Source organism: Paraburkholderia tuberum STM678 (genome assembly GCF_902833905.1).
In the GTDB taxonomy this organism is placed as follows: Bacteria; Pseudomonadota; Gammaproteobacteria; order Burkholderiales; family Burkholderiaceae; genus Paraburkholderia; species Paraburkholderia tuberum.
This window is the reverse complement of sequence record NZ_CADFGP010000015.1, coordinates 113,003-133,764: the sequence shown is the minus strand read 5'-3', so window position 1 is coordinate 133,764 and position 20,762 is coordinate 113,003. Positions and strand designations below refer to the sequence as shown.

Annotated in this window: 20 protein-coding genes and 1 tRNA gene; 3 read left to right on the top strand and 18 right to left on the bottom strand. The window is 62.8% G+C overall.

All coding sequences use genetic code 11. From position 1 onward, the window contains the following. Positions 1–37 precede the first annotated feature (37 nt). The 13 genes from nuoF to HWY30_RS15630 all read right to left on the bottom strand — a co-directional run bounded on the left by nuoF (position 38) and on the right by HWY30_RS15630 (position 12,070). On the bottom strand, positions 38–1,366 hold the full coding sequence (gene nuoF / locus HWY30_RS15690; RefSeq protein WP_090803768.1) for an NADH-quinone oxidoreductase subunit NuoF: 1,329 nt from the start codon (positions 1,364–1,366) through the stop codon (positions 38–40). Beyond that, complete coding sequence (nuoE, locus tag HWY30_RS15685; RefSeq protein ID WP_090803767.1) at positions 1,363–1,848, bottom strand: NADH-quinone oxidoreductase subunit NuoE; 486 nt, start codon at positions 1,846–1,848, stop codon at positions 1,363–1,365. The genes nuoF and nuoE overlap by 4 nt, the downstream gene beginning before the upstream one ends. 133 nt (positions 1,849–1,981) lie before the next feature. Further along, a complete protein-coding gene (locus HWY30_RS15680) occupies positions 1,982–3,235 on the bottom strand; it encodes an NADH-quinone oxidoreductase subunit D (protein ID WP_090803765.1) in 1,254 nt (417 codons plus the stop codon). A gap of 9 nt (positions 3,236–3,244) precedes the next feature. Beyond that, entirely contained in the window at positions 3,245–3,847 is a 603-nt protein-coding gene (locus HWY30_RS15675; RefSeq protein ID WP_090803764.1) for an NADH-quinone oxidoreductase subunit C, read from the bottom strand. A 20-nt stretch (positions 3,848–3,867) separates the two neighbouring features. Next, on the bottom strand, positions 3,868–4,347 hold the full coding sequence (locus HWY30_RS15670) for a NuoB/complex I 20 kDa subunit family protein (protein ID WP_006052903.1): 480 nt from the start codon (positions 4,345–4,347) through the stop codon (positions 3,868–3,870). 62 nt (positions 4,348–4,409) lie between these two features. Then, on the bottom strand, positions 4,410–4,769 hold the full coding sequence (locus tag HWY30_RS15665; RefSeq protein ID WP_018420012.1) for an NADH-quinone oxidoreductase subunit A: 360 nt from the start codon (positions 4,767–4,769) through the stop codon (positions 4,410–4,412). A 158-nt stretch (positions 4,770–4,927) separates the two neighbouring features. Continuing rightward, a tRNA-Leu gene (locus HWY30_RS15660) sits at positions 4,928–5,012 on the bottom strand. A gap of 112 nt (positions 5,013–5,124) precedes the next feature. After that, entirely contained in the window at positions 5,125–5,499 is a 375-nt protein-coding gene (gene secG / locus HWY30_RS15655) for a preprotein translocase subunit SecG (protein ID WP_090803763.1), read from the bottom strand. Between the two features lie 82 nt (positions 5,500–5,581). Beyond that, on the bottom strand, positions 5,582–6,358 hold the full coding sequence (gene tpiA, locus HWY30_RS15650) for a triose-phosphate isomerase (RefSeq protein ID WP_090803761.1): 777 nt from the start codon (positions 6,356–6,358) through the stop codon (positions 5,582–5,584). 165 nt (positions 6,359–6,523) lie between these two features. Beyond that, complete coding sequence (locus tag HWY30_RS15645; RefSeq protein ID WP_090803759.1) at positions 6,524–7,540, bottom strand: NAD(P)H-quinone oxidoreductase; 1,017 nt, start codon at positions 7,538–7,540, stop codon at positions 6,524–6,526. A gap of 150 nt (positions 7,541–7,690) precedes the next feature. After that, complete coding sequence (pnp, locus tag HWY30_RS15640; protein ID WP_176078899.1) at positions 7,691–9,826, bottom strand: polyribonucleotide nucleotidyltransferase; 2,136 nt, start codon at positions 9,824–9,826, stop codon at positions 7,691–7,693. Between the two features lie 342 nt (positions 9,827–10,168). Further along, a complete protein-coding gene (rpsO, locus tag HWY30_RS15635; protein WP_008920609.1) occupies positions 10,169–10,441 on the bottom strand; it encodes a 30S ribosomal protein S15 in 273 nt (90 codons plus the stop codon). 204 nt (positions 10,442–10,645) lie between these two features. After that, positions 10,646–12,070 carry a branched-chain amino acid ABC transporter substrate-binding protein gene (locus HWY30_RS15630; protein WP_176078898.1) on the bottom strand — a complete coding sequence of 475 codons (1,425 nt, stop codon included), beginning with the start codon at positions 12,068–12,070 and terminating at the stop codon, positions 10,646–10,648. 187 nt (positions 12,071–12,257) lie between these two features. On the opposite strand from HWY30_RS15630, the gene HWY30_RS15625 reads away from it, so the two are divergent. The 3 genes from HWY30_RS15625 (at position 12,258) to HWY30_RS15615 (ending at position 15,343) form a co-directional block, all read left to right on the top strand. Continuing rightward, positions 12,258–12,809 carry a hypothetical protein gene (locus HWY30_RS15625; RefSeq protein ID WP_090803756.1) on the top strand — a complete coding sequence of 184 codons (552 nt, stop codon included), beginning with the start codon at positions 12,258–12,260 and terminating at the stop codon, positions 12,807–12,809. Positions 12,810–13,035: 226 nt separating this feature from the next. Beyond that, on the top strand, positions 13,036–13,671 hold the full coding sequence (locus tag HWY30_RS15620) for a carbonic anhydrase (RefSeq protein WP_090803754.1): 636 nt from the start codon (positions 13,036–13,038) through the stop codon (positions 13,669–13,671). 109 nt (positions 13,672–13,780) lie between these two features. Continuing rightward, complete coding sequence (locus HWY30_RS15615) at positions 13,781–15,343, top strand: SulP family inorganic anion transporter (protein ID WP_090803753.1); 1,563 nt, start codon at positions 13,781–13,783, stop codon at positions 15,341–15,343. Positions 15,344–15,469: 126 nt separating this feature from the next. Here HWY30_RS15615 and HWY30_RS15610 read toward each other — a convergent pair whose 3' ends face one another. From HWY30_RS15610 to ilvN, 5 genes are all read right to left on the bottom strand, one after another. Continuing rightward, positions 15,470–17,017 carry a 2-isopropylmalate synthase gene (locus tag HWY30_RS15610; RefSeq protein WP_090803751.1) on the bottom strand — a complete coding sequence of 516 codons (1,548 nt, stop codon included), beginning with the start codon at positions 17,015–17,017 and terminating at the stop codon, positions 15,470–15,472. Positions 17,018–17,385: 368 nt separating this feature from the next. After that, on the bottom strand, positions 17,386–18,258 hold the full coding sequence (gene pssA, locus HWY30_RS15605) for a CDP-diacylglycerol--serine O-phosphatidyltransferase (RefSeq protein ID WP_018420002.1): 873 nt from the start codon (positions 18,256–18,258) through the stop codon (positions 17,386–17,388). A 24-nt stretch (positions 18,259–18,282) separates the two neighbouring features. Continuing rightward, a complete protein-coding gene (locus HWY30_RS15600) occupies positions 18,283–18,921 on the bottom strand; it encodes a phosphatidylserine decarboxylase (RefSeq protein ID WP_018420001.1) in 639 nt (212 codons plus the stop codon). Positions 18,922–19,053: 132 nt separating this feature from the next. Continuing rightward, positions 19,054–20,070 carry a ketol-acid reductoisomerase gene (gene ilvC / locus HWY30_RS15595; protein WP_008920617.1) on the bottom strand — a complete coding sequence of 339 codons (1,017 nt, stop codon included), beginning with the start codon at positions 20,068–20,070 and terminating at the stop codon, positions 19,054–19,056. Between the two features lie 106 nt (positions 20,071–20,176). Further along, positions 20,177–20,668, bottom strand: a complete 492-nt coding sequence (ilvN, locus tag HWY30_RS15590; RefSeq protein ID WP_018420000.1) for an acetolactate synthase small subunit — start codon at positions 20,666–20,668, stop codon at positions 20,177–20,179. Positions 20,669–20,762: the final 94 nt, after the last annotated feature.

Here is a 20,762-nt window from a genome sequence, read left to right as displayed (position 1 = left end):
CTGGTAGTTATCCGTCAGCCAAACCTGTCGGCCCGACTCAGGCAGCCACGGTTTCGGGCGCCGCCGCCATGCCGGCATGGCCGCCGACGAGGCAATGCTTGTGGGCGACGTGATATTCGAATTCGTCCCAGTAGTGCTTGAGCATGCCCCGAACCGGCATCGCGGCCGCGTCGCCGAGCGCGCAGATCGTGCGGCCCATGATGTTTTCCGCGACGGAGTTCAGCAGATCCAGATCTTCCTGGCGGCCGAGACCATGCTCGATACGATGAACGACGCGATACAGCCAGCCCGTGCCTTCACGGCAAGGCGTGCATTGACCGCACGACTCTTCGTAATAGAAGTACGACAGGCGCAGCAGCGAGCGCACCATGCAGCGCGTCTCGTCCATCACGATCACTGCGCCCGAGCCGAGCATCGAGCCGGCCTTCGCGATCGAGTCGTAATCCATGTCGGTCTGCATCATCATCTCGCCCGGAATCACCGGCGCCGACGAACCGCCAGGAATCACAGCCTTGATCTTCTTGCCGCCGCGCATGCCGCCGGCGAGTTCCATCAGCGTCGCGAACGGCGTGCCGAGCGGAATTTCGTAATTGCCCGGACGCTCGACGTCGCCCGACACCGAGAAAATCTTCGTGCCGCCGTTGTTCGGCTTGCCGATTTCAAGGTAATTCTGCGGGCCGATGGCGAGCAGGAACGGCACCGCCGCGAACGTTTCGGTGTTGTTGATCGTGGTCGGCTTGCCGTACACGCCAAAGCTCGCCGGGAACGGCGGCTTGAAGCGCGGCTGCCCCTTCTTGCCCTCGATCGATTCGAGCAGCGCGGTTTCTTCGCCACAGATGTACGCGCCGTAACCGTGATGCGCATGCAGCTCAAACGAAAAGCCAGAGCCCATGATGTTGTCGCCGAGGAACCCGGCGCGACGAGCTTCTTCCAACGCTTCTTCGAAGCGCTTATAGACTTCCCAGATTTCGCCGTGAATATAGTTGTAGCCGACCGTGATGCCCATCGCGTACGCGCCGATCGCCATACCTTCGATCAGCGAATGCGGATTGAAGCGCAGAATGTCGCGGTCCTTGAACGTACCCGGCTCGCCCTCGTCCGAATTACAGACGAGGTACTTCTGGCCCGGGAACTGACGCGGCATGAAGCTCCATTTCAGACCGGTCGGGAAGCCCGCGCCGCCGCGGCCGCGCAGACCCGACGCCTTGACGTCGGCGATCACCTGCTCGGGCGCGATCTTTTCTTCCAGGATGCGGCGCAGCTGGGCGTAACCGCCGCGCGCCACATAGTCTTCGAGATGCCAGTTGTCGCCGTTCAGGCCGGCGAGAATCAGCGGTTTGATGTGACGATCGTGTAAAGACGTCATTTCGAAAGTTCCTCGAGCAGCTGGTCGATCTTCTCGCGGCTCATGAAGCTGCACATGCGATGGTTGTTCACCAGCATCACCGGCGCGTCGCCGCACGAACCCATGCACTCACCTTCTTTCAGGGAGAATTTGCCATCGGGCGTGGTTTCGCCGAAGTCGATGCCGAGCTTCTGCTTCAGGTATTCAGCGGCGCTTTCGGAACCGCCGTCCGGGCCGAGCTGGCACGGCAGGTTCGTACAGAGCGTGATCTTGAACTTGCCGACCGGCGAGGTCTCATACATCGTGTAGAAGGTCGCTACCTCCTGCACGGCGATTGCCGGCATGCCGAGATAATCCGCGACGAACTGCATGAGTTCGGGCGACAGCCAACCATGCTCCGTTTGAGCAATGGCCAACGCCGACATCACGGCGGACTGTTTCTGATCCGCGGGGTACTTTGCGACCGCACGATCGATTTCTTTCAGGCCTTCAGCTGAGATCATTTTCAGACACGACTCTTTCAATTCCTACCGAACGAAAACCTGTCGCTCACGTCATACTGCGACAGACCCGGCGTTCCTTTGCTTGACCCGCGTGGCGGTGCGACGACCGCAGACGCGCGTCGATGAATACGTCCTAGCGATCCACTTCGCCGAACACGATGTCCTGCGTGCCGATGATCGTTACTGCGTCGGCGATCATGTGGCCGCGCGCCATTTCGTCGAGCGCGGACAGGTGCGCATAGCCCGGGGCGCGGATCTTCAAACGATACGGCTTGTTGGCGCCGTCCGAGATCAGATAGATGCCGAACTCGCCCTTCGGATGTTCGACTGCGGCATACGCCTCGCCTTCGGGCACATGGAAGCCTTCGGTGAAAAGCTTGAAGTGGTGGATCAGATCTTCCATGTTCGACTTCATGCCGACGCGCGACGGCGGCGCAACCTTGTGATTGTCCGTCATTACCGGGCCCGGATTTTTGCGCAGCCACTCAATGCACTGTTTCGCGATACGCGTGGACTGGCGCATTTCTTCGACGCGCACCAGATAGCGGTCATAGCAGTCGCCATTCACGCCGACCGGAATGTCGAAGTCGAGCTTGTCATAAACCTCATACGGCTGCTTCTTGCGCAGATCCCACTCGATGCCCGAGCCACGCAGCATCGCGCCGGTCATGCCGAGCTGCAGCGCGCGCTCCGGGCTGACCACGCCGATACCAACCAGACGCTGCTTCCAGATCCGGTTGTCGGTGAGCAGCGTTTCGTATTCGTCGACACACTTCGGGAAGCGCGTAAAGAAGTCGTCGATGAAGTCGAGCAGCGAACCCTGACGGTTTTCGTTCATCTTCGACAACGCCTTCGCATTGCGAATCTTCGACGCCTTGTATTGCGGCATTGCGTCAGGCAGATCGCGATAGACGCCGCCCGGGCGATAGTAGGCCGCGTGCATGCGCGCGCCCGACACCGCCTCGTACACGTCCATCAGGTCTTCGCGCTCGCGGAACGCATACAGGAACACCGCCATCGCACCGACGTCGAGCGCGTGCGAGCCAATCCACATCAGGTGATTCAACACGCGCGTGACTTCGTCGAACAGCACACGAATGTATTGCGCGCGCAGCGGCACGTCGATGCCGAGCAGCTTTTCAATGGCGAGCACGTAGCCGTGCTCGTTGGCCATCATCGACACGTAGTCGAGACGGTCCATGTACGGCACCGACTGGATGAACGTCTTGCTTTCGGCGAGCTTTTCAGTCGCGCGATGCAGCAGACCGATGTGCGGATCGGCGCGTTGGATCACTTCGCCGTCGAGTTCGAGCACGAGACGCAACACACCGTGCGCTGCCGGGTGCTGCGGACCAAAGTTGAGCGTGTAGTTCTTGATCTCTGCCATGACGTTCTCTTAGTGTTTCAGACCGCCATAGCGATCCTCGCGGATCACGCGCGGCGTGATTTCCCGCGGCTCGATCGTCACCGGCTGATAAACGACGCGCTTCTCTTCCGGGTCGTAACGCATCTCGACGTAGCCGGAGACCGGGAAATCCTTGCGGAACGGATGACCGATGAAACCGTAGTCGGTCAGAATGCGGCGCAGGTCCGGGTGACCTTCGAAGACGATGCCGTACAGGTCAAACGCTTCGCGCTCGTACCAGTTGACCGAATTCCAGATATCGACGACGGACGGCAGGATCGGCATGTCGTCGTCCGGCGCGAATACGCGCAGCCGCAGACGCCAGTTGTTTTGTACCGACAGCAGATGCAGCACTGCCGCAAAACGTGGGCCGTCGTAAGCGCCTTCGGCATAGGTCTGATAATCGACGCCGCACAGGTCGACACACTGCTCGAAACCGAGCGAGCGATCGTCGCGCAGACGCTTTGCCACGTTGAGGTAGTCGCCGGCCTTGACGACGATCGTCAATTCACCGACCGACTCGGTCACGCTCAACAGGAGGCCGCCAAAGGCCGCCTCGAGGTTCGCTTTCAGGGTCTCGAGTTTGCTTGCCATATTGTGGGGAGGCGTTGGCCTTATTGACGGGCGATGGTGTTAGTGCGGCGAATCTTGGCTTGCAGCTGGATCACGCCGTATACCAGCGCTTCCGCCGTGGGCGGACAACCCGGCACGTACACGTCGACCGGGACGATCCGGTCGCAGCCGCGCACCACCGAGTACGAGTAGTGGTAATAGCCACCGCCGTTCGCGCATGAGCCCATCGAGATCACCCACCGCGGCTCCGCCATCTGGTCGTAAACCTTGCGCAGAGCGGGCGCCATCTTGTTGCACAGCGTGCCGGCGACGATCATCACGTCCGACTGACGCGGACTCGGACGAAACACCACGCCGAAACGGTCGAGATCATAACGGGCAGCGCCCGCATGCATCATCTCGACCGCGCAGCACGCAAGACCGAACGTCATCGGCCACAGCGAGCCGGTGCGCGTCCAGTTGATCAGTTTGTCCGCCGTAGTGGTGACAAACCCTTCCTTCAAGACCCCTTCGATACTCATTTGCTTTCCACTCCAGACGGGGCGGCAAGCCTGGCCACCCACGCAAACCGGCGATTAATCCATCATTCCCAGTCGAGGCCGCCCTTCTTCCAGATGTAGGCAAAGCCAAGCAGGAACTCGAGCAGGAAAATCATCATTGCCGTGAACCCAGCCCAGCCGATGTCACGCAACGCCACGCCCCACGGGAACAGGAATGCGGTCTCAAGGTCGAAAATGATGAAGAGAATGGCGACGAGGTAGTAGCGCACGTCGAATTTCATGCGCGCATCTTCGAATGCTTCGAAGCCGCACTCGTACGGTGCGTTTTTCTCGGTGTCGGGCTTGTTGGGACCGAGGAGCTTGCCAATACTGACCAGTGCTACGCCTAAACCGGTGCCCACAATAAGGAACAGCAAAACGGGGAAATAGGCTGCGAGGTTCAAGGCAATCCTCAATCGGTTGGTTCTGAGTGCCGTCAGGAGCATAGCACCCCTGACGCGAAATCACTTCCTCAACGCGCATGACGTAAGCCGTACAGCGATACGCCAGAAGTGAAAATGCCAGCCGAAGCGAAGCAAACGGCTGGCATTTAGATAACATTTGGTGCCGACGGCGAGACTCGAACTCGCACAGCTTTCGCCACTACCCCCTCAAGATAGCGTGTCTACCAATTTCACCACGTCGGCACTATATGCAATCCGGGAAAACAACTTGCAAAACCCGCGAATCGCTTCAAGACTTCAATTGTAACTTGCTTAAGCAGATTGTTCAACGCACAAGACCACGTCCGCCGAAAATTTATTTCGGCACGCCCGTCGCCGGAACCGACGCAGGCGAAGCCGGTGCTGCCGCCACCGGGGCCGAGCCCGCAGCCGGCGAAGCCGCGACCGGCGCAGTAGCTGCCGCGCCCAGCACGCCTGCCGACGGCTTCACGTGATACGCACCAAGGTAAGTGAGTGCCAGTGTCGTGGCAAAGAACAGCGCTGCGAGCACTGCCGTGGTACGCGACAGGAAGTTCGCCGAACCCGTCGCACCGAACAGGCTACCCGACGCGCCGCTGCCGAAAGCCGCGCCCATATCGGCACCTTTGCCGTGCTGCAGCAACACAAGTCCGATGACCCCGAACGCCGACAACAACTGAACGACGATAATCAATGTTTTCAAATACAGCATCACACTCACCTGAGTCTTTATTTAACCGCGCCGCACACTGTGTGTTGCGCGAAATGGAGTCATCCTCGCCGAGACGCCCAGCTTAACCAGCCACGCTGGTCGCAGCGGCCGCCTTGCAGATCGCCAGGAAATCCTGATCTTTCAACGACGCGCCGCCGATCAGGCCGCCGTCGATATCGAGCTGACGGAACAGTTCTTCCGCGTTGTCCGGCTTAACGCTGCCGCCGTATAGCAACGGCACGTCCGCCGCACCCTTGGCCGCGAGACGTGCGCGCAGGAACCCATGCACGGCCTGCGCCTGTGCCGCCGATGCGCTCTTGCCGGTGCCAATTGCCCACACCGGCTCATACGCGACGACGAGGCGAGCCGCTTCCTGAGCCGACAGCTTCGCGAGCACCTCGTCGAGCTGACCGCCGACGACCTGCTCGGTGCAACCCGCTTCGCGTTCTTCGAGCGTTTCGCCGACGCACACGATCGGCGTCAAACCCGCCTCGAGCACACGCTGCGCTTTCACCGCGACCAGTTCGGCGCTTTCGCGGTGATACGCGCGGCGCTCCGAGTGCCCGACGATCGCAAACGTGGCGCCGAAGTCCGTCACCATCGGCGCAGCCACTTCGCCGGTATAGGCGCCATGCGTGAACGCGGACACGTCCTGCACGCCCCACACGACCGGGCTGCCTTCGAGCAGCGACTGAGTCTGCCCGAGATAGAGGCTCGGCACGCACACACCGACGCGCACGTCGGCCGGCAATTCACTGGCGCCCTGTGCCACTGCCTGCAGCAACGCGGCGTTGGCGGCGAGCCGCCCATGCATCTTCCAGTTACCGACTACCAGTTTGGCTCGTTGTTGATTCGACATCGTCTAGTATTGTCCTGTCTTGCCAGTCCGGCCTGCTGCCGGCGGACTTCGCTCGCGCCTCGCTGCAGTTTGTTCCTGCGCTCGCGGCCCGCCCGTCGGATTGATCCGGCGCGCGCAAAACGCGCAATTTTACTGCGTGGGGTGGATCGGGTCAAACCGATGACGTCAAGCCTCCTGACCCCACGTCAACACGATCTTGCCGACGTGCGTGCCGCTTTCCATCAGCGCATGCGCGTCGGCAGCCTGGGCGGCCGGAAACACGCGATGCACGACCGGCTTGATGCGCCCAGCTTCGAGATGCGGCCACACGCGCTCCTTCAGTTGCGCGGCGATCTGCGCCTTGAACTCGATCGGCCGTGGTCGCAGTGTGGAACCGGTAACCGTCAGACGGCGACGCAACACTTCGTTCAGGTTCAGCTCCGCCTTCGCGCCGCCGAGCAGCGCAATTAGTACGATACGGCCACCGTCGGCGAGAGCCGACAATTCGCGCGGCACGTAGCTGCCTGCCACCATGTCGAGGATCACGTCGACGCCACGATCGTTGGTCAGCGACTTGATGACTTCGACGAAATCTTCAGTCCTGTAGTTGATCGCGCGTTCGGCGCCGAGCGCTTCGCACGCGCGACACTTTTCGTCCGAACCCGCGGTCGCGAACACACGGAAGCCGAGCGCGTGCGCAATCTGGATCGCCGTCACGCCGATGCCGCTCGAACCACCCTGCACGAGCAGCGTTTCATTCGCACCGCCCTCGCCCTGGCCGAGCTGCGCGCGATTGAAGACGTTGCTCCACACCGTGAAAAAAGTCTCGGGCAGCGAAGCCGCTTCGATATCCGACAACCCCGTCGGCACCGGCAGGCATTGCAGCAGCGGCGCGGCCGCAAATTCCGCGTAGCCGCCGCCCGCGAGCAGCGCGCACACGCGATCGCCAATCTTCAGACCAAACGGGTTGCTCTTCGCGTCGATCGTGCCGCCGACGATCTCGCCCGCCACCTCCAGCCCCGGCAGATCCGACGCTCCCGGCGGCGGCGCATAGCCGCCCTTGCGCTGAAACACGTCCGGACGATTGATGCCGGATGCCGCCACCTTGATCAGCACCTCGCCAGCCTTGAGCTGCGGCGTCGGACGCTCCGCCAGCTTGAGGACTTCCGGCGCACCGAATTCAGTGATTTCGATCGCTTTCATCTGCGTCAACTCCAAGATTGGATTGCGTTACCTACCCGTTGCTGCCGTCTGCCGTAGCGCCGCGCTGCGATTCGAATGCGCAACGCAATCCATCCTGCATGAAAAACGGCCGGCGCGCATGACACGGCCGGCCGTTTGTCCGCTACCGCCTTACTGCGGCGTCGGCTCGCCTTGCGGCGCGTCGTTCAGCAATGCCTTCGCCGACAGACGCACACGACCCTTCTCGTCCGTCTGGATGACCTTGACCTTCACTTGCTGGCCATCCTTCAGATAGTCGTTGATGTCCTTGATGCGCTCGTTCGCGATCTCGGAGATATGCAGCAGACCATCCTTACCCGGCAGGATGTTCACGATCGCGCCGAAGTCGAGCAGCTTGAGCACGGTGCCTTCGTACACCTGGCCCACTTCGACTTCCATCGTGATCGCTTCGATACGACGCTTCGCTTCGGCCATGCCTTCGCTGTTCGTGCTCGCGATCGTGACGACGCCGTCATCCGAAATGTCGATCGTCGTGCCGGTTTCTTCGGTGAGCGCGCGGATCACCGAGCCGCCCTTGCCGATCACGTCGCGAATCTTTTCCGGGTTGATCTTGATCGTGATCATGCGCGGTGCGAACTCCGACAGTTGGGTGTTCGCGCCGGCCACGGCCGAGGTCATCTTGCCGAGGATGTGCATGCGGCCTTCCTTCGCCTGCGCGAGCGCGACCTGCATGATTTCCTTCGTGATGCCCTGAATCTTGATGTCCATCTGCAGCGCGGTCACGCCTTGTTCCGTACCCGCGACCTTGAAGTCCATGTCGCCGAGGTGATCTTCGTCACCGAGAATGTCGGTCAGCACCGCAAAGCGATTACCTTCGAGGATCAGGCCCATCGCGATACCGGCGACGTGCGCCTTCATCGGCACGCCGGCGTCCATCAGCGCGAGGCAGCCGCCGCACACCGAAGCCATCGACGACGATCCGTTCGACTCGGTGATTTCCGACACGACGCGGATCGAGTAGCCGAACTCGTCGGCGCTCGGCAGGCACGCGACGAGCGCGCGCTTGGCGAGACGGCCGTGACCGATTTCACGGCGCTTCGGCGAACCGACGCGGCCCGTTTCGCCCGTCGCGAACGGAGGCATGTTGTAGTGGAGCATGAAGCGTTCGCGGTACTCGCCTTCGAGCGCGTCGATGTTTTGCTCGTCGCCCTTCGTGCCGAGCGTCGCGACCACCATCGCCTGCGTCTCGCCGCGCGTGAACAGCGCCGAGCCGTGGGTACGCGGCAGCACGCCGGTGCGGATTTCGATCGGGCGCACGGTGCGCGTGTCGCGGCCGTCGATACGCGGCTCGCCGTTCAGGATCTGCGTACGGACGATCTTCGCTTCGATGTCGAACAGCACGTTGCCGACCGACGCCTTGTCGGCCGCCACGGTGCCCGCTGCCGCCGCTTCTTCCTCGAGCTTCGCCGAGGTCGCCGCGTAGACTTCCTTCAGCTTGGTCGAGCGAGCCTGCTTGTCGCGGATCTGGTAAGCGGCGAGCAGATCGGCCTGCGCGAGTTCGGTCACGCGTGCGATCAGCGCTTCGTTCTTTGCGGCGGGCTGCCAGTCCCACTCGGGCTTGCCGCCTTCGCGGACGAGTTCGTGGATCGCGTCGATCGCGGTCTGCATCTGCTCGTGACCGAACACGACGGCGCCGAGCATCACTTCTTCGCTCAATTGCTGCGCTTCCGATTCGACCATCAGCACCGCGCGTTCCGTGCCGGCGACGACGAGGTCGAGTGCCGATTCCTTCATCTGCGGACGCGTCGGGTTCAGCACGTATTCGTTGTTGATGTAGGCCACGCGCGCCGCGCCGACCGGGCCGTTGAACGGCAGACCGGACACCGCGAGCGCCGCCGAGGCGCCGATCAGCGCAGGGATGTCGGCGGGGATTTCCGGATTCAGCGACAGCACGTGAATCACGACCTGCACTTCGTTGTAGAAGCCTTCCGGGAAGAGCGGACGCAGCGGACGGTCGATCAGGCGCGAGATCAGCGTCTCGCCTTCCGACGGACGGCCTTCGCGACGGAAGAAGCCACCCGGGATCTTGCCGGCGGCGTAAGTCTTTTCGATGTAATCGACGGTGAGGGGGAAGAAGTCCTGGCCCGGCTTCGCGGTCTTCGCGCCGACCACGGTGGCGAGCACCACGGTATCTTCGACGTCGACGATCACCGCGCCGCCCGCCTGGCGAGCGATTTCACCGGTTTCGAGGCGAACGTTGTGCTGCCCCCACTTAAACTCTTTGACGATCTTATTGAACATAGTCATTGCTTTTCCTCATCGTAATGCCGCGCGGACCGGAGCGGCGCGGCAACGCCAGGCCGGCGCCGCATGGGAAGAGTCGTGCTATGCCATTCCAGAGAGTCACGTGCTGCGACTGCGCGCGAACCGCTGGAATGACACAAAACTCCGCCCTGAAGCCCGGCCTTGTTTCCTGTTACTTCTTCTACTGCTGTTCTGCTACTGCTACTGCGCTTGCCCATAGACGCCGCGCGAACCGGCATACGCCGCGGATCACAGGCGGTGCGCGTTACACGCAGCGCGCCGCGCAAAAACAAAATGCCTGTATCAGCGAAACTGACACAGGCATCTTGCTGAACGACTGGCCGATTACTTACGCAGACCCAGCTTCTCGATCAGGCTGCGGTAACGATCCGCGTCCTTACCCTTCAGGTAGTCGAGCAACTTGCGACGGCGGCTCACCATGCGCAGCAGACCGCGGCGGCTGTGGTGATCCTTCGTGTGCTCCTTGAAGTGGGAGGTCAGTTCGTTGATACGGGTCGTGAGCAGCGCGACCTGAACTTCGGGGGAGCCGGTGTCGTTGGCTGCGCGTGCGAATTGCGCGACGACTTCGGACTTCTTGCTTGCTTCAACTGCGGACATGTCAATTTCCTTGATAACTGGACAGGCGGTCACGGAAGAAAGGCCGTGCCGTGGGATACCCGTTTCACAATTTACTGAGTCCCGTTCGTGGCTGAATTAACTGAATCAGAACCCAGCCCAACAACGGGACGCGTATTGTAGCACAGCCGATTCCGGCCGCGAACCCCGGGCCAGCAAGGCGGATTGAGTGTCGCTCGCGGGCGCTCAGGGGCGCCGCATCCGGCAGACCGTCGGCAATAGGGTGCGTTCGGCTGGTATCGCCAGCACCGTGCGAAAGCCATAGCCCGACCCTTCGTTATCGAAATGCACGCCGGGTGTGCCTGCTTTGTCCATCTGCATCACGTAGAGGGGCTGGATCAGCTGATGGTCATCGGCGCGCATCCACGATGCGTGAATACCGTTGTCGAAGCGGATGCCCTCGAGCGCTTTCGCGACCGCCGTCGGAGCGGCGCTGCCGGCGCGGCTCATCACGGCGGCGAGCGTTTCGATCATCAGTGGCATGCGCAGCACCGGATAGTCGTCCTGGGCGGCCGGAAAGCGCGCGCGGAACGCCGCGTACCACGCGTCGGAGGCCGCGCCACCGACATTCGGATGCCACTCGGCCACCGCGATCACGTGACCCACGCCCGCGTCGCCAAGCGCGGCCGGCGCGCCGAGGCTGTTGCCGTAGAACGTGTAGAACTTCGTGTCGAGGCCCTGCTCGCGCGCCGCCTTCACGAGCAGCGTCAGGTCGTTGCCCCAGTTGCCGGTGATCACGGCGTCCGCGCCGCTCGCGCGGATCTTCGCGATGTACGGCGCGAAATCCTTCACGCGGCCGATCGGGTGAAATTCGTCGCCGACCACCGCGATGTCGGGACGCTTCGCCGCGAGCGTCGAACGCGCGAGGCTGCTCACGTCGTGTCCGAAGCTGTAATCCTGGTTCAGCAGGTACACCTTTTTTACCGCCTTGTCGCGCTCGATCACCTCGGCGAGCGCGGCCATCCGCATGCCGGCGTGCGCGTCGAAGCGGAAGTGCCAGAAGCTGCAGTCCGCGTTGGTGAGCGCGGGGTCGTCGGCGGAGTAGTTGAGGAACAGTTCGCGGTTGTCCGGCTCGCGGCTGTTCTGCTTCTCGATCGCGCCGATCAGCGCCGCGGCGACCGCCGAGCTATTGCCCTGCAGGATGTAGCCGATATGGCGATCCGCGGCCGCGCGCAATTGCGTCAGCGCTTCCTCCGTGCTGCCCTTGCTGTCGAGCACGACGAGTTCGAACGGATGCGCGCCGTCCGCGAGTTCCACGCCGCCGTGCGCGTTGACCTGCTCGACACCGAAACGCAGATTGCGCTCGACTGCCGCGCCCGCGTTCGCGAACGGGCCGGACATGCCTTCGATCAGCGCGAGCTGGATTGGCGTGCCGGTGAGTTTGCCGGCCGGCAGGCTGGCGAACTTGCTTGCGTGATTACCGGCCGGGCTTGCCGCCAGCGTGGCCGCGCGGCTCCCCGGCTTGCCGGTGGGCGGAACGGTCTCCTGCGCGGACGCCTGACTCGCGCCCGTCGAGGCCGGATTCGCCGCCTCAGCCACGCCAACTCCCGCCACCGCCATCGAAATCGCCGTCAGCGCAACCACCGCCGCCCCTCGCCACATCGCCGTCATGGTCGTCCCGCCTGAATCTTCGAAGCGCGGATCATAGGATGACGCGCACGGAATAGGCAAGCCGGCGCATCCGTTACCGTTTGATGGCGACGCACGTGCAAGCAACGCCGTTCTTTCGCCACAGCGCGTGTCAAAATGGTGCGTTTCGATGATAAGAACCGCTATTCAAACGCCATCGGAGGAATACATGCCGAACCGCCACCACCCCACGGCCGCTGCTATCACAGCCCCGGCCGGCGCCAGTCTGCGCCGCGCCGCGCTCGTTTGCCTGAGCGTGCTCGCGCTCGCCGGCTGCGCCCAGCCGTGGCAGCAGTATCAACCGGGAGCGGACGCATCGACGGTCATCGCGCGTCTCGGTCCGCCGCGCGAAACCTATGATCTGCCCGACGGCGGCAAGCGTCTGATGTGGCCGACCCAACCGATGGGCGAAACCACCACCGCCGCCGACATCAACGCAGCCGGCAAGATCATCAACATGCGCCAGGTGCTGCAGCCCAACGAGTTCTACCGCGCCGAGATCGGCAAATGGACACGCGGCGACGTGCTAGTGAACTTCGGCCGCCCGGTCGAAACGTCGTACTTCCCGCTGATGAGGCGCGAAGTCTGGACCTATCGCTATCTCGAAGACAACGTCTGGTACATGATGTACAACTTCTACTTCGATGACCAGGGCATCTTGCGCCTCACGCAGAAGACCCCCGACCCGCTGCACGACCCCGACCGCCGCAACCTGTTCTGAGCACTGAGCACCCTCTTCGGAAGAAGCACCAAATCTCAAAAAAGCCGCCTTCGATAGGCGGCTTTTTTATTGTTTAAGCATAAAACAGAATTTTATCCTGTTTACGTCCACAATTTTGCGAAAGAAAGGTTATTGTAAACGCCGTTCGGGCACCGGCTCGCAATCACGTGCAGACGCGGTTTCGGTCCGGTGCCAGGTCAATTGCCTCTCATACGGAGTTGCTACGATGAACCGACCCAAACACCTGCTGGTCGCCAACGTCGCGTGGGCCCATGAAACCGCGACGCGTAGTCCGGCATTTTTTCGCGACCTGATGCGCGGACAGAATCCACACATCCTTTGGATCGGCTGCGCGGACAGCCGCGTGCCCGCCGAAACGATCACGCATTGCGAGCCCGGCGATCTGTTCGTCCATCGCAACATCGCCAACCTGTTTCATCCCGGCGACGATAACGTCGCGAGCGTCCTTGAATACGCGGTGCGGGTGCTCAAGGTCGGCCATGTGATCGTCTGCGGCCACTATGGCTGCGGCGGCGTGCGCGCCGCGCTGCTGCCGCCGGACCCCGCGCTGCCCCACGTGAACCGCCGTATCGCGCCGCTCTGCGCACTCGCCAAAACGCATCACTCGGAGCTGGACGGCGCGGCGACCGAGCCGGATCGCGTCAATCGCCTCGCCGAGCTGAACGTGCTCGAACAGGTGCGGCAGCTACGGGCGAGCCCGATCGTGCACGAGGCTGAGCCGGCGCCGCTCGTGCACGGCTGGATCTTTGCTCTCGACGACGGGCGCATCAAGGTTCTCACCTCCGGCTATACCGCCGACGACGCGATGACCTGCACGACCGCGGCGCACAGCGCGGCCTAGCGAAGCGCGTCGCCCGTCCCATTCGAACCGCGGACGGAGCCGACAGCGGAATCGTCATCGGGCCATACCTGTTCGTCGCCCATCGTCCCACCTCTCGCTCTTCGACACCATGGATAATCAAACCTCTTTCTCCGCGCTCCAGAGCGACGTGCTCGCCGGAACGGCCGTTTTTCTGGTGGCCCTGCCGCTTTGCCTCGGCATTGCTCACGCATCGGGCGTCGACCCGTTTGCCGGACTGGTGTCCGGCATCATTGGCGGGCTCGTGGTTGCCGCGCTGAGCGGCTCGCGTCTGAGCGTGAGCGGCCCGGCCGCGGGCCTCGTCGTGATCGTCGTCGACGGCATCGCACGGCTTGGCGGCTTTTCCGCTTTCCTGCTGGCCGTACTGCTGTCGGGCGTCATCCAGTTCGGCTTCGGCATGCTCAAGGCCGGCCGGTTCGCCGCCTACGTGCCGTCGCCGGTGATCAAGGGGATGCTCGCGGCCATCGGCGTGCTGTTGATCCTCAAGCAGTTTCCCGTTGCGCTGGGGCTGTCCGGCACCGCCGACTCCGGCCAGTCGGCGGCGGCGGTCGCAACGCCGCTCGGCCCAATCTCACTGACCGCCGTGCTGATCACACTGCTGTCGCTCGCGATCCTCGCCGGCTGGGAAACGCGCGCGCTGCGCCGCTTCGCTGTCGTGCGCATCATGCCCGCGCCGCTCGCGGTGGTGCTGCTCGGCATCGGCGCGACGCTCGCCCTCAATCTCGTCGCGCCATCGTTGGCACCGCCCGCCGAAGGGCGGGTCGCGTTGCCGTCGCTGGAATCGTTCGCGGCACTGCAGGCCGTGCTCGCGTCGGCCGACTTCGGCCCACGGTTCGCCCAGCTCGTCAATCCCGACATATGGCGCGTTGCGATCACGATCGCCATCCTCGCAAGTCTCGAAACGCTACTGAGCCTCGAAGCGGTCGAACAGATCGATCCGGAGCGCCGCCGCGCGCCTCCCGATCGCGAGCTGAAGGCGCAGGGCGTGGGCAATCTGATCGCGGGTGCGATCGGCGGCCTGCCGATCACCGCGGTGATCGTGCGCAGCTCCGCGAACGTCCATGCCGGCGCAAAAAGCCGACTCTCGGCGATCGTTCACGGCGTGTTGCTTCTCGTCAGCGTGTTCGCGCTCACGAGCGTGATCAACCTGATCCCGCTCGCCTGCCTTGCCGCGATCCTGATCTTCACCGGGTTCAAACTCGCCAAGCCGTCGTTGTTCGCCGGGCTCGCGCGGCAGGGATTCGCGCCGTTCGCACCATTTATCGTCACGGTCGTCGGTGTGCTCGTCACCGATCTGCTGATCGGTATCGTGCTCGGCATCCTGTGCAGCATGCTGTTCGCGCTGTACGCAAACCTGCGCGGCCCGATCGTGCTCGCGCAGCATGGCGATCACTACCTGCTGTCGTTTCGCAAGGACGTATCGTTTCTCGGTAAGGTGCCGCTCAAGCACTATCTGCAGCAGATTCCGGATGGCGCCACCGTCATCGTCGATGCGACACGCGCCGATTTCGTCGACCACGACGTGCGCGAACTGCTGGACGCGTTCGTCGCCGATGCGCCTCGCCGTGGGATTACCGTCGACGTCAGATTTCAAGTCCGCGAGCAGGCCCGCGCAACGCGCGGCTGGTCGCTGCGGCGCACGACGGCGGACTAGTTTCGTCATATCGCGCCACCGCAGCTGCGCGATGACGGCAGAAAAAAGCCCCGTGTGCCGAGCACCACGGGGCTTCTCCTCCGATCCACACAAGCGATCGCGCGCTACCGGCGCGCCATGCTCGCGTTACTCCGAGCGCTGCGGATTCACCTTGTCCGCATTCGAATACAGCTTGTTGAGCGCCGAAAAATATGCCTTCGCGGATGCCGCGACGATATCCGGATCAGTGCCCGTGCCGTTGACGATGCGCCCGCTCTTCGACAACCGCACGGTCACTTCGCCCTGCGCCTGCGTGCCGGTCGTGATCGCGTTGACCGAGTACAGCAGCAGTTCGGAGCCGCTGCCCACTTCCGTTTCGATCGCGTTGAGGGTGGCGTCGACCGGTCCGTTGCCGCGCGCTTCGCCGGTGATCTCGTTACCCTCTACCGAGAACACGACCTTCGCGTGCGGCTGCTCGCCGGTTTCGGAATGCTGCGACATCGACAGAAACTTGTAGTGCTCCTTCTCGTGCGCTTCCGCCGATTCCTCGTTGACGATGGCGATGATGTCTTCGTCGAAGATCTCCGCCTTGCGATCGGCGAGTTCCTTGAAGCGCGCGAACGCGGTGTTCAGTTCGGCTTCGCTGTCGAGCGCGATGCCAAGCTCCTGCAGACGCTGTTTGAACGCATTGCGGCCCGACAGCTTGCCGAGCACGATCTTGTTCGCGGCCCAACCCACGTCTTCCGCGCGCATGATTTCGTAAGTATCGCGCGCCTTCAGCACGCCATCCTGATGGATGCCCGACGCGTGCGCGAAAGCGTTCGCGCCGACCACGGCCTTGTTCGGCTGCACGACGAAGCCAGTGATCTGCGACACGAGCTTCGAGGCCGGCACGATCTGAGTCGTGTCGAGGCCGACGTCGAGTCCGAAGTAATCCTTGCGGGTCTTCACCGCCATGACGATTTCTTCGAGCGACGTATTGCCCGCGCGCTCGCCGAGCCCGTTGATCGTGCATTCGACCTGGCGCGCGCCGCCAATCTGCACGCCGGCGAGCGAATTCGCGACCGCCATGCCGAGGTCATTGTGGCAATGCACGGAGAACACCGCCTTGTGCGAGTTGGGAATGCGCTCGCGCAGCGTCTTCACGAGTTGGCCATAGAGTTCCGGCACGCCGTAGCCGACGGTGTCCGCGATGTTGATCGTGGTCGCGCCTTCGGCGATCACCGCTTCCAGCACACGGCACAGGAAGTCCAAATCCGAGCGGCTGCCGTCTTCCGGCGAGAATTCGACGTCGTCGGTGAACTTGCGCGCGAAACGCACCGCAAGCCTGGCCTGCTCGAATACCTGCTCGGGCGTCATCCGCAGCTTCTTCTCCATGTGCAGTGGCGACGTTGCGATGAACGTGTGGATGCGGAAATGATCGGCCGGCTTCAGTGCGTCGGCGGCCTTCTGTATGTCCTTGTCGTTCGCGCGCGCAAGCGAGCAGATCGTGCTGTCCTTCACGAGGCCGGCGATCGTATGGATCGCGTCGAAGTCGCCGTTCGAGCTGGCCGCGAAGCCCGCTTCGATCACGTCGACTTTCATCCGTTCGAGTTGCCTGGCGATGCGGATCTTCTCTTCCTTCGTCATCGACGCGCCGGGCGATTGCTCGCCGTCACGCAGCGTGGTGTCGAAAATGATCAGTTTGTCGGACATGTCGGGCCTCCTCGGGAGTCGTTCAGATGTGGGACTTGGTTTTGGAATGGGACGATGAGCGCCGCCGCTGGCAAGGTAGGGCGATCACGATGATCGCGGCCGGTGCGGATGGGACGCAAAACCGCATAAGGGCGTGAACGAAGCATGATGGCGCGGCGCAGCGAACGGCCTCGCCGACCCGGCAAAACCGGCCACGCCCACGCACTGATCCGACGACTATAGCGGCATTCCAGCCACCGCGCAATGCGCGCCGGGGCGGCCTGCGGCGCTGTCCGAAGCGACCGCGTAACGGCACCAACCAACGAAAAACGGCAGCCTGCAGGCTGCCGTTTTTCGTACGTCGCTGCGATGCAGCGCAGTTCAAATCCTCAACGGTCGTGCGACATCGAACGCGCCGGATTGGCCCGGCCGCGCACCGCCTGATACGCCCAGAACACGTAGCCGGACAGACCGTACAGCACGAACAGACCGAACAGCATCAACGGCGGATCGGACGACACGAGCACGAAGGCGACCACCACCAGCAGGATCACGCCGAACGGCACGCGATGCCGTACGTCGAGCGCCTTGCCGCTATAGAACGGCGCGTTCGACACCATCGTCACGCCCGCGTAGATGGTCAGCACGAAGGCGACCCACGGCAGCCAGACGAGCTTCAGCGGCACGCGGTTGTCGGTGGCGAGCCACACGAAACCGGCGATCAGTGCCGCCGCGGCCGGGCTCGGCATGCCCTGGAAAAAACGCTTGTCGACCACGCCGATATTCGTGTTGAAACGCGCGAGCCGTAGCGCCGCGCCGGAACAATAGACGAACGCCGCGAGCCAGCCCCACCGGCCGAGGTCCTTCAGGATCCACTCGTACATCACGAGCGCGGGCGCAACACCGAACGACACCATGTCCGACAGGCTGTCGAACTGCTCGCCGAACGCGCTTTGCGTATGCGTCATGCGCGCGACGCGACCGTCCATGCCATCGAGCACCATCGCGACGAAGATCGCGATCGCCGCGATCTCGAAGCGCACGTTCATCGCCTGCACGACGGCGAAGAAGCCGCAGAACAGCGCGGCCGTGGTGAATGCGTTCGGCAGCAGGTAGATGCCGCGTTTTCTGAGGAACTGCTGACGCTGCGCGCGCCGGCTGTCGGCGACCGGCGACTCCGTGACCACCGGCGGCTTGTTGCGACGAAACGGCCGCGGCAGCGGTCCACTGCTGCGGGGTCGACGCGGTTTGAATGCGGCCATTCGGACAACCTCCTGTATGCCGCTTTACAGCTCGGCGAGGATCGTGGACGACGCCGACACCTTCTCGCCGATCGACACGCGCGGACGGCTGCCCACCGGCAAATACACGTCGACGCGCGAACCGAAGCGGATGAATCCGTAACGCTGGCCGCGGGTCAGCGGCTCGCCTGCACGGACGTAGCAAAGAATCCGCCGCGCGATCAGCCCGGCAATCTGCACCGACGTGACCGTCTGGCCGCCGGCCATTTCGATCACGACCGCGTTGCGCTCGTTTTCGAGCGAGGCTTTATCGACCGCCGCGTTCAGATAGGCGCCAGGAAAGTATTCGACTTTCGAGATCGCACCGTCGACGGGCGAGCGCTGCGAGTGCACGTTGAATACGTTCATGAACACGCTGATCTTCAGCGCTTCGCGATTCGCATAAGGATCATGCGCGGTTTCTACCGCGACGATACGACCGTCGGCAGGACACAGCACCGCGTTGGCCTGCGTCGGAATCGGACGCGCCGGGTCGCGGAAGAACTGCACGATAAAGATCAGGATCAGCCAGAAGAGCCACGCAAAGCCGAACCCCGCGAAGGCGTGAACCAGTAATGCAACGACGGCCGCGATGGCGATGAACGGCCAGCCTTCTCGCGCGATGATCGGATGAGGGTAATTCATGGATGGCTTCTGTGTTTTTGTAAAACCGTAGGATAGCAAAAGCCGCCCAGGGTTCAGCACCCTTGGACGGCTTTTTGACTGGTCCGGCCGCCGCACCGAAGCGCCGCGCCGAACCTCGTTACGTCGAGACGCTTAGTTCTTCGACTGGTCGACGAGCTTGTTCTTCGCGATCCACGGCATCATCGCGCGCAGCTTCGAGCCAACCTGCTCGATCTGGTGCTCGGCCGTCAGACGGCGACGCGATTGCAGCGTCGGTGCGCCAGCCTTGTTCTCGATGATGAAGCTCTTCGCGTATTCGCCGGTCTGGATGTCGGTCAGCACGGCCTTCATCGCCTTCTTCGTTTCAGCGGTCACGATGCGCGGACCCGTCACGTACTCGCCGTACTCGGCGTTGTTCGAGATCGAGTAGTTCATGTTCGCGATGCCGCCTTCGTAGATCAGGTCGACGATCAGCTTCAGTTCGTGCAGGCACTCGAAGTACGCCATTTCCGGCGCGTAACCCGCTTCGACCAGCGTTTCGAAGCCGGCCTTGATCAGGTCGACGGTACCGCCGCACAGCACGGCCTGCTCGCCGAACAGGTCGGTTTCGGTTTCTTCGCGGAAGTTCGTTTCGATGATGCCGGCCCGGCCGCCGCCGTTAGCCGCTGCGTACGACAGCGCGATGTCGCGCGCCGCGCCCGACTTGTCCTGCGCAACCGCGATCAGGTGCGGCACGCCGCCACCTTGGGAGTAGGTGCCGCGAACCGTGTGGCCCGGCGCCTTCGGCGCGATCATGATGACGTCGAGGTCGGCACGCGGGATCACCTGGCCGTAGTGAACGTTGAAGCCGTGCGCGAACGCGAGCGCTGCGCCCTGCTTGATGTTCGCGTGGACTTCCTTCGCGTACACGTCGGCGATCTGCTCGTCCGGCAGCAGCATCATGACGACGTCCGCGCCCTTCACCGCTTCCGCGACTTCCTTGACTTGCAGGCCGGCGTTTTCAGCCTTGCTCCACGATGCGCCGCCCTTGCGCAGACCGACCGTGATGTTCACCCCGCTTTCCTTCAGGTTCAGCGCGTGCGCATGGCCTTGCGAGCCATAGCCGATGATGGTGACCTGCTTGCCCTTGATGAGGGAGAGATCGGCGTCCTTGTCGTAGAAAACTTTCATGTCGGTTCCTTGGCTAGATTCGATGATTCAGAGAAATTCGGGTACTGCGAATGTTGTTATTGCCAGCCGGGCGATACCGCGTTGCCCGGCCTTGCGAAACGCGACCTCAGACCTTCAGAATGCGCTCGCCGCGACCGATGCCCGAGCTGCCCGTGCGGACCGTCTCGAGAATCGCCGTGGAATCGAGCCCCTCGATGAAGGCGTCGAGCTTGTCGCTCGCCCCCGTCAATTCGATCGTGTAGGTCTTTTCGGTGACGTCGATGATGCGGCCGCGGAAAATGTCCGCCATCCGCTTCATCTCCTCACGTTCCTTGCCGACCGCCCTCACCTTGATCAGCATCAGCTCGCGTTCGATGTGGGCGCCCTCGGTAAGGTCGACCACTTTCACCACCTCGATCAGGCGGTTCAGATGCTTCGTGATCTGTTCGATCACGTCGTCCGAGCCAACGGAGACGATGGTCATGCGCGACAGCGAACGGTCTTCGGTCGGAGCCACCGTCAAGGTTTCAATGTTGTAGCCGCGTGCGGAGAACAGACCCACCACGCGCGACAGCGCGCCTGGTTCGTTTTCCAGCAGGACGGAAATGATGTGTCTCATGTTTCGCTTCTTCCAGATGATGTGTCGATGTCTGCGAGCGGAGCGGCGCCGCTTCGTCTGCCCTCGCCTTTTTTGAAGGCGCGCATCACGAAGC